13 protein-coding genes are annotated in these 12426 nt (G+C 45.2%); 1 reads left to right on the top strand and 12 read right to left on the bottom strand.

What is annotated here, in order from left to right; translation table 11 throughout:
• Positions 1 to 14: 14 nt before the first annotated feature.
• From hscB to trmJ, 6 genes are all read right to left on the bottom strand, one after another.
• On the bottom strand, positions 15 to 530 hold the full coding sequence (gene hscB / locus R7Q39_RS12050) for a co-chaperone HscB (protein ID WP_033905803.1): 516 nt from the start codon (positions 528 to 530) through the stop codon (positions 15 to 17).
• 55 nt (positions 531 to 585) lie between these two features.
• Positions 586 to 909, bottom strand: a complete 324-nt coding sequence (iscA, locus tag R7Q39_RS12045; protein ID WP_005381717.1) for an iron-sulfur cluster assembly protein IscA — start codon at positions 907 to 909, stop codon at positions 586 to 588.
• A gap of 70 nt (positions 910 to 979) precedes the next feature.
• Entirely contained in the window at positions 980 to 1363 is a 384-nt protein-coding gene (gene iscU, locus R7Q39_RS12040) for a Fe-S cluster assembly scaffold IscU (protein ID WP_005381718.1), read from the bottom strand.
• 38 nt (positions 1364 to 1401) lie between these two features.
• On the bottom strand, positions 1402 to 2616 hold the full coding sequence (locus tag R7Q39_RS12035; protein WP_005381719.1) for an IscS subfamily cysteine desulfurase: 1215 nt from the start codon (positions 2614 to 2616) through the stop codon (positions 1402 to 1404).
• A 28-nt stretch (positions 2617 to 2644) separates the two neighbouring features.
• Positions 2645 to 3151, bottom strand: a complete 507-nt coding sequence (iscR, locus tag R7Q39_RS12030) for a Fe-S cluster assembly transcriptional regulator IscR (protein WP_005381720.1) — start codon at positions 3149 to 3151, stop codon at positions 2645 to 2647.
• A 125-nt stretch (positions 3152 to 3276) separates the two neighbouring features.
• On the bottom strand, positions 3277 to 3996 hold the full coding sequence (gene trmJ, locus R7Q39_RS12025; protein WP_318076339.1) for a tRNA (cytosine(32)/uridine(32)-2'-O)-methyltransferase TrmJ: 720 nt from the start codon (positions 3994 to 3996) through the stop codon (positions 3277 to 3279).
• 231 nt (positions 3997 to 4227) lie between these two features.
• Here trmJ and suhB point away from each other — a divergent pair, with 231 nt between their 5' ends.
• Positions 4228 to 5031 carry an inositol-1-monophosphatase gene (suhB, locus tag R7Q39_RS12020; RefSeq protein WP_005381722.1) on the top strand — a complete coding sequence of 268 codons (804 nt, stop codon included), beginning with the start codon at positions 4228 to 4230 and terminating at the stop codon, positions 5029 to 5031.
• Positions 5032 to 5240: 209 nt separating this feature from the next.
• On the opposite strand, the gene secF is transcribed toward suhB, so the two are convergent.
• The 6 genes from secF to R7Q39_RS11990 form a co-directional block, all read right to left on the bottom strand.
• Entirely contained in the window at positions 5241 to 6188 is a 948-nt protein-coding gene (secF, locus tag R7Q39_RS12015) for a protein translocase subunit SecF (protein ID WP_005383689.1), read from the bottom strand.
• 14 nt (positions 6189 to 6202) lie between these two features.
• Positions 6203 to 8059, bottom strand: coding sequence for a protein translocase subunit SecD (secD, locus tag R7Q39_RS12010; RefSeq protein WP_005381724.1), 1857 nt, complete (start codon positions 8057 to 8059; stop codon positions 6203 to 6205).
• A 21-nt stretch (positions 8060 to 8080) separates the two neighbouring features.
• On the bottom strand, positions 8081 to 8410 hold the full coding sequence (gene yajC / locus R7Q39_RS12005) for a preprotein translocase subunit YajC (RefSeq protein ID WP_005381725.1): 330 nt from the start codon (positions 8408 to 8410) through the stop codon (positions 8081 to 8083).
• A gap of 177 nt (positions 8411 to 8587) precedes the next feature.
• Entirely contained in the window at positions 8588 to 9724 is a 1137-nt protein-coding gene (tgt, locus tag R7Q39_RS12000; RefSeq protein ID WP_005381727.1) for a tRNA guanosine(34) transglycosylase Tgt, read from the bottom strand.
• 147 nt (positions 9725 to 9871) lie between these two features.
• The gene (gene queA, locus R7Q39_RS11995; RefSeq protein ID WP_005381728.1) at positions 9872 to 10924 is read right to left on the bottom strand and encodes a tRNA preQ1(34) S-adenosylmethionine ribosyltransferase-isomerase QueA; all 1053 of its coding nucleotides are present in this window, start codon (positions 10922 to 10924) and stop codon (positions 9872 to 9874) included.
• Positions 10925 to 11194: 270 nt separating this feature from the next.
• A complete protein-coding gene (locus R7Q39_RS11990; RefSeq protein ID WP_262646156.1) occupies positions 11195 to 12361 on the bottom strand; it encodes a S1 family peptidase in 1167 nt (388 codons plus the stop codon).
• Positions 12362 to 12426: the final 65 nt, after the last annotated feature.

The following is a 12426-nucleotide window of genomic DNA, read 5'->3' as shown; positions in this document are numbered from 1 at the left end:
CCTTGTCACGCTTACTAGCCGAGGAGTTTGTCTTCGACTAGCTCAATTTCGTTCTTTAGTTTGGCAATGAATTTTAGCTTACGAACTCGGTCTGCGGCTTCAGCCCATAGACCATCATCAAGCTCTTGCTCGACGCTTGCCAGATGCTGTTTGTACATTTTGCTGACCTTAGAGTCGAAGTCAAAAAGCGCCGATTCAGGATCGGACTTGTCAGCAATCTCTTCCAGTTCTTCGCGCAGTTCCATTTGCTCCATTAAGAACATCGGATCTTGCATTGTTTGCTGTTCACCTCGGATCTCAACACCTTGCTCTGCGAGGATATACTCGGCGCGAGAAATAGGATTTTTCAGAACTTGATAGGCATCGTTGATTTGCGCCGCCTTTTGCACCGCCATCAAACGATCACGTTCTGAGCCCGTTGCAAAGTTATCCGGGTGGAAGCGTTTTTGTAGTTCTCGGAACTGAGAAGAAAGAAGGCTACCATCCAGCTTAAACTGACTTGGTAGCCCAAATAATTCAAAGTGATTCATTAAGTTCGGGTCCTAGTAAAGCCTTCCGGACTCGTTTGCCCAGAAGGACAATCAATTAGACGTTGAAGCTTTCACCACAACCACATTCACTTTTCGCGTTAGGGTTGTTGAATTCAAAACCTTCATTCAACCCTTCTTTCACGTAATCCAATTCAGTACCATCTAGGTACACTAAGCTCTTTTGATCGATGATAATTTTCACTCCAGAGAGTTCAAATACTTCGTCTTCTTCATTGAGCTCATCAACAAACTCAAGTACGTATGCCATGCCGGAACAACCAGTCGTCTTCACTCCAAGACGTAAACCGATACCTTTGCCTCGGTTATCTAGGAATGCTCTTACGCGACTTGCCGCTGATTCTGTCATTGTGATGGCCATACTGCACCTTAGTCTGTCTAAATTTCGATTGGAATGGGAGCGTCAAAGCTCCCATTATATTACGGAATAATTATTCTTGGTGTTTTTTCTTGTAGTCAGCAACCGCTGCTTTGATTGCATCTTCAGCAAGAATAGAACAGTGAACTTTCACTGGTGGAAGCTCTAGCTCTTCAGCAATCTCAGAGTTTTTAATTGCTGCCGCTTCATCAACTGACTTACCTTTTACCCACTCAGTTACTAGTGAGCTTGATGCGATTGCACTACCACAACCGTATGTTTTGAACTTCGCATCTTCGATGATACCTTCAGGTGTCACTTTGATTTGAAGCTTCATTACGTCACCACACGCAGGAGCGCCAACCATGCCGCTACCTACTGATGGATCTTCTTTATCGAATGAACCAACATTACGTGGGTTCTCGTAGTGATCAATTACTTTTTCGCTGTATGCCATGATAAATTACCTCGAATCCTCTATTTCAATCCCTGAGATTAATGGTGAGCCCATTCAACAGTGCTCAAATCAATCCCTTCTTTGTACATATCCCATAGAGGAGACATGTCGCGTAGCTTAGTCACTGCAACGCGGATTTGTTCAATTGCGTAATCAATTTCTTCTTCAGTCGTGAAACGACCAAACGAGAAACGAACCGAGCTGTGAGCCAATTCGTCATCCATGCCTAGGGCACGAAGAACGTAAGAAGGCTCAAGGCTTGCAGACGTACAAGCACTACCAGAAGATACCGCTAGATCTTTAAGCGACATTAGTAGTGATTCACCTTCTACGAATGCGAAACTGATGTTTAGGTTGTGTGGTACACGCTGCTCAAAGTCACCGTTTACCGTCACTGCTTCTAAGTCTTTCACGCCATCAAAAAGACGGTTACGAAGCGCTAAAGCATGATCGTAATCTTTTTGCATGTCTTCTTTTGCAATGCGGAATGCTTCACCCATACCTACAATTTGGTGAGTAGGTAGTGTACCAGAGCGGAAACCACGCTCATGACCGCCACCGTGCATTTGCGCTTCAAGACGAATACGAGGCTTACGACGTACATAAAGTGCACCGATACCTTTAGGACCGTAAACTTTGTGAGCAGAAAGTGAAATTAGATCAACTTTCATCTCTTGAACGTCGATTGGTAATTTACCAGCAGATTGCGCAGCGTCCACGTGGAAAACAATTTTACGCTCACGGCACAGTTCGCCGATCGCTGTAATGTCTTGAACCACACCAATCTCGTTGTTTACATGCATAATAGACACAAGCACGGTGTCATCACGCATGGCTGCTCTAAGCTTCTCTAGATCGATCAAGCCATTTGATTCTGGCTCAAGGTAAGTCACTTCAAAGCCTTCACGCTCAAGTTGACGGCATGGGTCAAGAACGGCTTTGTGCTCTGTTTTACAAGTGATGACGTGCTTGCCTTTCTTCGAGTAAAAGTGCGCTGCACCTTTAATTGCAAGGTTGTCTGATTCTGTCGCACCAGATGTAAATACGATTTCGCGAGGATCTGCATTTAGAAGGTCAGCAATTTGCTCACGAGCAGTATCGACCGCTTCTTCTGCCTGCCAGCCGTAACGGTGCGAACGTGACGCTGGGTTGCCAAATGTGCCATCCATTGTCATGTACTGAACCATTTTTTCAGCAACACGTGGATCAACTGGACATGTAGCGGAATAATCAAGATAAATCGGCAGTTTCATTCTCTACTCCAATGTAAAAAGCTGACCGCTAAGAGCGGACGTTTACACCGATGGGCGCGGCGGTTGTATTTTTGTTTGATAGCCCATGGGTTACCGCCAGATCAATGTCCTGACGATCAGAAATTTCGAGTACTTCATTGTCTGTCATCAACTCACCGAGAGTGATGTTATTCAAAAAGTCACTAATGCGAGAGCTTAGGTCACGCCACAGCGTGTGAGTAAGGCAACGTGTTCCACCTTGGCAATCTCCTTTACCTTGGCATTTGGTTGCATCTACTGACTCATCAACGGCAGCAATCACGGTACCAATAGCGATACTGTGAGCGTCGGCACCAAGTCGGTAACCACCACCAGGACCACGAACGCTGGCAACGAGACCTGCTTTACGCAATTTTGAAAATAGCTGCTCTAAGTAAGAGAGCGAGATCCCTTGACGCTCTGAAATATCAGCCAGAGGTACAGGGTTTTGTTGCGAATGCAGTGCCACATCCAGCATGGCTGTCACCGCATATCTTCCTTTAGATGTAAGTTTCATACCACACCGTATCCACATGGTTTGTAATGGTTAAGATTTTTCCATACCTGAGTAATTTGGTCAAGTATTTATTTGACCATTTTACTCAGGTATTCATCCTTACACCTAAAGTGGTTATTATTTACTCAGAACTTCTTTTCTATCGAAGTCAAAACGCCTCGTAGAATATTAAGTTCTTGGGTTTCTGGTCGAGCACGAGAGAACAAACGGCGCAACTTATTCATCACCTGTCCAGGTTGCTCTTTGTTAATAAACTGGGTCTCAACCATCACCTTTTCAAGATGCTCGAAGAACATTTCGAGTTCTCGATGACGCGGGTATCCTTCCGATTCATTTGGGGAAAACTGGCTTTGCTCTAAGTTCAAGTGTGCAACTCGCACTTCGTAACTGAGAGTTTGTACAGCCATAGCTAGGTTAAGCGAGCTGTACTCAGGATTAGCGGGAATACAAACATGGTAGTGGCACTTTTGTAGCTCTTCGTTTGTCAAACCAGTTCTTTCTCGGCCAAACACGAGCGCAACCGGATGCTTTCGGCCTTCAACTGCAAATTTCTCACCGCATTCACGTGGCTCGAGCATTGGCCATTCTAATGTACGAGAGCGGGCGCTAGAACCCACAACAAGGCCACAATCTTCAACCGCTTCTTCTAATGTGCCGACAATCTTTGCATTTTGAGCAATATCACCAGCACCCGCAGCTAAAGCAAGAGTTTGTTCATCCACTTCACATTGTGGATCGACTAATACTAGTTGGTTTAAACCCATCACTTTCATTGCTCGAGCTGCTGAGCCAATATTGCCTGAATGAGAGGTACCTACGAGTACAATTTTTACTTGATCCAACATCTGTGTTTGCTACCTAAATTAAAACCGCAGAATGTTATCATAGTTTTTTAAGACACCCTAGAGGCAAGCAGACCTCTCTTCTCATTCTTGGTTATTGTTCTCGTCCGCAGTATGCTCTGTACACTCAGTCGGCCGCAATTAGAGCAAAAAATAACCACTTCCCTTTTTGATTATCTCTGGTATACTCGCCGCCGCTTTCATTTGTTCTTTAACATCCGTTGGGAAATTCGTATGCATCCAATGCTAAACATTGCTATTCGCGCTGCGCGAAAGGCAGGCAATCATATTGCTAAATCATTAGAAAACACTGATAAAGTAGAATCTACTCTTAAAGGCACTAATGACTTTGTCACTAACGTAGACAAAGAAGCAGAATACATCATCATCGATACTATCAAGCAGTCTTACCCTGAGCACTGTATCGTTGCTGAAGAACAAGGTCTTATCGAAGGTAAAGATAAAGACGTACAATGGATCATCGACCCACTGGATGGCACCACTAACTTTGTAAAAGGTTACCCAACTTTCGCGGTTTCTATCGCTGTTCGTATTAAGGGCAAAACTGAAGTTGCTTGTGTTTACGATCCAATGCAAAACGAGCTATTCACTGCACAACGCGGTGCCGGCGCTCAACTAAACAGTGCACGTATTCGTGTTGCTCAACTAAAAGACCTTCAAGGTACTGTTCTAGCAACAGGCTTCCCATTCAAGCAGAAACAACACGCTGAGTCTTACATCAAGATCGTTGGTGCGCTATTCACTGAATGTGCTGATTTCCGTCGTAGCGGCTCTGCTGCTCTTGACCTTTGTTACGTGGCTGCTGGCCGTGTTGATGGTTACTTCGAGCTAGGCCTAAAACCTTGGGATATGGCAGCAGGTGAGCTTATTGCTCGTGAAGCTGGCGCAATCCTAACTGACTTTGCTGGCGGCACTGACTACATGAAGTCTGGTAACATCGTTGCTTCAAGCGCTCGTGGCGTAAAATCTATCCTTAAGCACATTCGCGAAAACGGTAACAGCGCGATCCTTAAGTAAGATTTGAAAGTCATATATAGCCCGTCACGCTGATGACTTTAGAAAGCCCCGCTCATTGAGCCGGGCTTTTTTGTATCTACTGCTCCGTATCGACTTAGCTGTAGCTGAAGGCTCTTCATACAGAGAGGCTCTACAAGCTCACTACTCTATTCAGATACAAAAAAACCGCTGATTGTTCAGCGGTTTTTGTTTTCGGTTCTCAATCTGCCTTATGGCATTTCGTCGAACTCTGCACCTTCTTTTTCTACTTGAGGTGGCATCAAGTGCTCTTTCTGGATGCCCAGTTTCAGCGCTAGTGCTGATGCTACGTAGATAGAAGAGTAAGTACCTACAGTGATACCGAGTAAAAGTGCGGTTGCAAAGCCGTGAATCATAGCACCACCCTGCATGAACAGTGCAATTACCACGAACAGCGTCGTACCAGATGTAATCAATGTACGGCTCAACGTTTGAGTGATTGAGGCGTCCATAATGTCTGAAGGTTCACCCTTACGCATCTTACGGAAGTTTTCACGAATCCGGTCAAATACAACGATGGTATCGTTGAGTGAGTAGCCCACAACCGTCAGTAGCGCAGCTACGATGGTCAGGTCAACTTCAATTTGTAGAAACGAGAAGACACCTAGCGTGATAATTATATCGTGAGCCAATGCCATTACCGCACCAGCCGCTAGACGCCATTCAAATCGCATCGATACATAAAGCAGGATACAGATCAGCGATACCAAGATCGCTAGACCACCAGCTTCTGTTAGCTCATCACCAACGTTGGGACCTACGAACTCAATACGACGCATTTCTACGCTTTCGCCAGTACCATCTTTGATAGCACCAATGATTTGGTTACCTAGCGTTTCACCAGAAACGTCATCACGTGGACGAAGACGGACCATGACTTCACGAGCACTACCGAAGTTTTGTACTGTCGCATCACCAAAGCCTTTTGAATCTAGTGCTGCACGAATCTCTTCAAGGTTTGCTGGCTGTTCAAAACCTACCTCGATAAGCGTACCGCCAGTGAAATCTAGCCCCCAATTAAGCCACTTGGTTGACAAAGTGAAGATAGAAGCAGCAATCATTATAATTGAAAAAACGAATGCTACTTTCGACCAACGCATAAAGCCGATCGTCTTCTCTGCTTTTAGAATTTGAAACATATTAATTCCCAGCCTTAGATCGACAATTTATCAACGCGTTTGCCACCGTAGATCAGGTTCACGATACAACGTGTACCAATAATGGCGGTGAACATTGAAGTTAAGATACCGATAGATAGAGTAACTGCGAAACCTTTCACCGCACCTGTACCGACCGCAAATAGAATGATTGCAGTAATTAGTGTTGTGATGTTCGCATCAGCAATCGTGCTGAATGCATTCGCGTAACCTTGGTGAATCGCTTGTTGTGGACTGCGTCCATCACGAATTTCTTCACGGATACGCTCGAAGATCAGTACGTTCGCATCAACCGCCATACCGACTGTTAACACGATACCGGCTATCCCCGGAAGCGTCATGGTAGCGCCTGGAATCATCGACATAACACCAATGATAAGCACCAAGTTTGCCATTAGAGCGATGTTTGCAATTAAACCAAAGCCGCGGTAGTAAAGCAGCGTAAATAGCATTACGGCAACCATACCCCAGATACATGCTTGGATACCCATATCGATGTTTTGCTGGCCCATTGATGGACCAATGGTACGTTCTTCAACGATAGAGATAGGTGCAATCAGTGCACCAGCACGTAGTAGAAGTGCTAGGTTGTGTGCTTCTGCAGCAGAGTCGATACCTGTGATACGGAAGTTACGACCAAGAGCCGATTGAATTGTTGCTTGGTTGATGACTTCTTCATGCTTATCCAGAATAACTTTGCCTTCAGGCGTACGACGGCCACTGTCTTTGTATTCTGCAAACACGGTAGCCATTAGCTTACCAATGTTCTTCTTAGAGAACGCAGACATCTTATTACCACCTTCGCTGTCTAGCGAGATGTTAACTTGTGGACGACCATATTCATCAACACTTGAGCTTGCATCTGTGATGCTTTGACCGCCAAGAATAACGCGCTTCTTAAGCACTACTGGGCGACCATCACGGTCCATCTTGATTTCACTACCTGCTGGCGCACGACCATTTGCCGCTGCCGATAGGTCAGCTTTATCATCAACTTCGCGGAATTCAAGCGTTGCCGTAGCTCCGAGAATTTCTTTTGCACGAGCAGTGTCTTGAACACCAGGCAGTTCAACTACAATGCGACTAGCACCTTGACGTTGAACCAATGGTTCCGCAACACCTAGTTCGTTGACACGATTACGTAAAATCGTAATGTTTTGCTCAACAGCATAGTTACGGATCTCTTGTAAACGTTGCTCAGTAAAGGTGGCAGTAAGAGCGTAACGGCCATTTGAATCAGAATCGACAAAAATCATGTCCGGGTGATTCTTTTCTAGCGTTGCTTTCGCTTCTGCTAATTGCTCTTCGTTACGCAACAACACTTCTACCGCTTCTTTTCCAGAAGGGCGGATTGCACGGTAACGAATCTTGGCGTCACGAAGTTCGCTACGGAAAGCTTCTTCTTGTTGACCAACAAGCTTTTCCATCGCTGCATCCATATCCACTTCCATTAAGAAGTGAACACCACCGCGAAGGTCAAGACCTAGCTTCAATGGTGACGCGCCAATCGCTTCTAGCCAATCGGGTGTAGAAGGTGCAAGGTTAAGTGCAACAATTGTGTCTTTGCCTAGCGCTTCGCTGATGACATCACGAGCACTGATTTGTGTGTCAGTGTCGTTAAAACGAACAAGAATTGATCCATCTTCGAGAGCAATGGATTTATGAGAAAGTTGCTCTTTGTTAAGAGCAGTAGTGACAGCATCCAGCGTTGACATATCTACAGAGGCGCCACGCGCCCCTGTAACTTGAATAGCCGGATCTTCACCGTAGATATTTGGAAGTGCGTATAACGCAGCGGTGATGATGGCAAAAAGCACCATCAAGTACTTCCATAATGGATAACGGTTTAGCACAGCGAGGATCCTTTAGCTGTTTTATAGAGACTTAAGCGTACCTTTTGGTAGCACTGCAGTGATGAAGTCTTTCTTGATTACTACTTCATTGTTCGCGTTAAGCTCAATTGAAATGTAGTCATTGTCTTCAGCAATCTTAGTGATTTTACCCACTAGGCCACCGCTAGTTAAAACTTCGTCGCCTTTGCCCATAGAAGCCATTAGGTTTTTGTGTTCTTTTACGCGTTTCGCTTGTGGGCGGTAAATCATGAAGTAAAAGATCACTGCGAACATGCCAAGCATGATTAGCATTTCAAAACCACCGCCTGCTGGCGCGCCTTCTGCTGCTGCGTGAGCCTGAGAAATAAACATTAAAACATCCTCATTATATTTTATTGATAATCAAACAAATTGGGCTTTCGCATTTTAGATTCAAGTCTGAGAGTAACTAATAGAGATCGCTCTCTCAAAAATAACGTGCGTTAGCCTACTTTATTAGCAAAAGCCTCTGGCGACATGCCAAAGGCTTTAATTCTTTTAGTTTTTCAATTACTGCTCTTTTGCTAGTGGTGGCACTTCACGGCCACGACGCTCATAGAACTCAGTAACAAATTCATCGAAGCGATCTTCATCAATTGCTTTACGAATGCTTTCCATCAGACGCTGGTAGTAACGCAGGTTATGGATTGTATTCAAGCGAGCGCCTAAGATTTCATTACAACGCTCTAAATGGTGAAGGTACGACTTGCTGTAGTTTTGACAAGTGTAACAGTCACAATGCGGATCCAATGGTGTTGTATCCGTTTTATGTTTCGCATTACGGATCTTGATCACACCACCAGTCACAAATAAGTGACCATTACGTGCGTTACGCGTTGGCATTACACAGTCAAACATGTCGATACCACGACGAACACCTTCAACCAAGTCTTCTGGCTTACCAACGCCCATCAAGTAGCGAGGTTTGTCTTCAGGAAGTTGAGGACAAGTATGCTCAAGAATACGGTGCATGTCTTCTTTAGGCTCACCTACTGCCAAACCACCAACCGCATAACCGTCAAAACCGATTTCCGTTAGACCTTTTACCGACACATCACGTAAATCTTCGTAAACACCACCTTGAACAATACCAAATAGGTTGTTCGGGTTTTCTAGCTTCTCGAAGTGGTCACGTGAACGCTGTGCCCAGCGTAATGACATTTCCATCGATTTCTTCGCTTCATCGTGTGTCGCTGGGTAAGGCGTACACTCGTCAAAAATCATAACGATGTCAGAGCCCAGGTCTTTTTGAATTTCCATCGACTTTTCTGCGTCCATGAAAATCTTGTCACCGTTTACTGGGTTACGAAAATGGACACCTTCTTCAGTGATCGTACGCATCTTACCAAGGCTGAATACTTGAAAGCCGCCTGAATCAGTAAGAATAGGACCGTGCCAGTTCATAAAATCGTGCAGGTCACCGTGCATTTTCATCACTTCTTGACCAGGACGTAGCCACAGGTGGAACGTATTACCTAGCAGAATTTCTGCACCAGTACCTTTTACTTCTTCTGGTGTCATACCTTTAACGGTACCGTAAGTACCTACTGGCATGAACGCAGGAGTTTGAACAGTGCCGCGTTCGAAAGTCAGTTGACCACGACGTGCATTGCCGTTTTTCTTCTTAAGATCGAATTTTAATTTCACGATGCCTCCGGGTGTCAGAGAAACAGTCTGACTGAGTGTTTAGGGCTCTACCCTACTTTAAGGAGCGGTCGCTTTTCCTTGCGAGAGACAAAGCAATGGATGCTTTATTTCCTAGCTTACTGCTAGCACTCGTAAATCTATTTTTAACTACGCTGTTTTCTTCTTGATGAACATTGAATCGCCATACGAGAAGAAACGGTATTTGTTTTCCACCGCATGTTTGTAAGCATTCATGGTGTTCTCGTATCCAGCAAATGCACTCACCAACATGATCAGTGTTGATTCAGGCAAGTGGAAGTTTGTGATCAAGCAATCCACTAGCTGATATTCGTAACCAGGGAAAATAAAGATTTCAGTATCGCCAAAGAATGGGGCCAGCTCAGTCCCTTTTTGCAATGCGTCTTGCGCTGCACTTTCAAGTGAACGCACAGATGTGGTACCAACAGCAATAATTCGTCCGCCACGCGCTTTCGTCGCTTTAATTGCTTCGACGACTTCTTGTGGTACTTCTACGTACTCGGCATGCATGTGGTGATCGTTGATATTTTCCACTTTTACCGGCTGGAATGTACCCGCCCCAACGTGCAAAGTAACGTAAGCAAACTCTGCACCTTTCGCTTTGATTTTCTCCAAGAGAACATCATCAAAGTGAAGGCCCGCTGTAGGTGCCGCAACCGCACCTGGCTTTTGATTATATACCGTTTGGTAACGCTCTTTATCTGCATCTTCGTCTGGACGGTCGATGTAAGGAGGAAGCGGCATATGGCCGATTTCTTCCAGAATTTCTAGTACCGTCTTATCAGAACTAAATTTCAGTTCAAATAAAGCATCATGGCGTGCAACCATTTCTGCTGAATATTCATCATTCTCGCCAACAATAATGGTTGTACCTGGTTTTGGTGATTTAGAGCAACGAACGTGCGCGAGGATGCTTTTCTCATCCAACATGCGCTCCACCAGCACTTCTAATTTACCGCCCGACTCCTTGCGGCCAAAAAGACGAGCAGGAATAACACGAGTATTATTAAACACCACTAAGTCACCGGGTTGAACTTGGCCCAATACATCAGTAAATGTGCCATCAATGAGCTCTCCGGTATTGCCGTCCATTTGTAATAGTCGGCTAGCGGTACGCTCTGGCTGAGGGTAACGAGCGATAAGTTCATCTGGAAGGTCGAAATGGAAATCTGATACTTGCATGTTACTTGTCTTATATATTGGTCAAATCACGTCTAGGACGACGATAAAATTGCGACGAGTTTTTCGCAGCAGACTAGTATATGTTTACATGCTGCAATAGCAAGCAAATCCCCAGAATATCACTGTAAAAGCCATGATGAAGAGTGTAATAAAACGTGAAAAACCGCGATCACTTGGCATTATTTTTCAGTTTAAGCCGACAGAAATGGAACATTAAAAAGCAAAGCAGCGCATAACGCTGCTTACTCGTTTGGTATTCAAATCGCCCTATCAAACCTCACGCCTTCTCCACCACGCCAAGGGCACGAATAGACCCAATAGCCACAGACCCAGACTGCCACCTTCATCATCTGACCCTTTGAAATCACAGTTATTGGTCGCAATGCCATCGTGACACTCTTTATTGTCACCACTTTCATTGTTAGCACTTTTGATAAAATTCGGCGCAATGATGTAACGACTTGGTGGCGCATCGGCAGTGATGTAAGACTGTACCCAGTCGTAATAGTGGCTCACCTTGGTGTAGAAACTTGGGATCGTCAAAGAGCCACACGTTGGTAGAATAAGGGGGCCGCCACTAACAATACCAATTTGTTTGCCGGTCGCCACATCGACCAACGGGCCACCACTGTCACCTTTACATGCAGAGTTGCCATATTGGGTATGGCTATCCGGCTCCAATACATGGTTTTGTGTTGGTAGCGTACAAATTTTGGTTTGGTTGTCTCTTGAATCAATGATCCCCGGAAAACTGCTGCCAATTTCTAAACGCTCATAACATTTGTCGATGGGCAAAAATGTGCTAATGGTGGTTTTGAGCGTATTAGAAGGTTCAGAAGCATCCGGCTGAGTAGACCCCCATCCAAACACTTGCACATTTTCGACACGTTGATTGGTCAGGTAATTATCGTTCCAGTCCGCCGCCAAACGTGCTTCGATACTCTCCATGTCAACTTTACTCGCTAGGTCAGCAAAGCTCGCGTTTGCCACTGGGCGCGTGAGATACAGCAACGCGATGTCTGAATCTAAACCGGTTTGGATAGGTTTCACGTTGCCATTACCGTCGGTCTCAGCTTTTAAAATCCGAGTGTAATCCGGATGAACCACAACGTGAGACACCGGATAGAAGTTATCAAGCCCTGCAAAATTAAGTTCATACACATTCGCATTCACCGACAGCTCACCCGGCGGGGTCACATAGTAGGTTGCTTCATTGGTTCCTTGTCCCATCACCACACAGTGCGCCGCAGTCAGTACCCATTGCTCTGTCAGCATCGTTCCACCACACAGCGGAAACTCTGCCATATTACTTGCTCGCAAAGTAACGCGGTCAACAGGATCGGTTTGTTCATCTCCTAACACAATCGCCTGTGTTGATGGCACACTGAATGCCGCCACTGCCAGCGCAATAAGTTTGTTACACGTTGTTCGTTTCATCTAGGTTGCTGTCTTCAATTTGGTAAGCCTGGACGTATCTTCTTCGAGAGAAGAATCTTGGAAAA

The organism is Vibrio sp. 947 (genome assembly GCF_033339115.1).
In the GTDB taxonomy this organism is placed as follows: domain Bacteria; phylum Pseudomonadota; class Gammaproteobacteria; order Enterobacterales; family Vibrionaceae; genus Vibrio; species Vibrio alginolyticus.
The sequence above is the reverse complement of the archived record's forward strand: the minus strand, read 5'-3'. Positions and strand labels throughout refer to the sequence as shown.

Excerpts from the sequence above, each read along its gene's own strand:
- hscB (WP_033905803.1), bottom strand. The coding sequence starts at position 530 with ATGAATCACTTTGAATTATTTGGGCTACCAAGTCAGTTTAAGCTGGAT.
- iscA (WP_005381717.1), bottom strand. The coding sequence starts at position 909 with ATGGCCATCACAATGACAGAATCAGCGGCAAGTCGCGTAAGAGCATTC.
- iscU (WP_005381718.1), bottom strand. The coding sequence starts at position 1,363 with ATGGCATACAGCGAAAAAGTAATTGATCACTACGAGAACCCACGTAAT.
- R7Q39_RS12035 (WP_005381719.1), bottom strand. The coding sequence starts at position 2,616 with ATGAAACTGCCGATTTATCTTGATTATTCCGCTACATGTCCAGTTGAT.
- iscR (WP_005381720.1), bottom strand. The coding sequence starts at position 3,151 with ATGAAACTTACATCTAAAGGAAGATATGCGGTGACAGCCATGCTGGAT.
- trmJ (WP_318076339.1), bottom strand. The coding sequence starts at position 3,996 with ATGTTGGATCAAGTAAAAATTGTACTCGTAGGTACCTCTCATTCAGGC.
- suhB (WP_005381722.1), top strand. The coding sequence starts at position 4,228 with ATGCATCCAATGCTAAACATTGCTATTCGCGCTGCGCGAAAGGCAGGC.
- secF (WP_005383689.1), bottom strand. The coding sequence starts at position 6,188 with ATGTTTCAAATTCTAAAAGCAGAGAAGACGATCGGCTTTATGCGTTGG.
- yajC (WP_005381725.1), bottom strand. The coding sequence starts at position 8,410 with ATGTTTATTTCTCAGGCTCACGCAGCAGCAGAAGGCGCGCCAGCAGGC.
- queA (WP_005381728.1), bottom strand. The coding sequence starts at position 10,924 with ATGCAAGTATCAGATTTCCATTTCGACCTTCCAGATGAACTTATCGCT.
- R7Q39_RS11990 (WP_262646156.1), bottom strand. The coding sequence starts at position 12,361 with ATGAAACGAACAACGTGTAACAAACTTATTGCGCTGGCAGTGGCGGCA.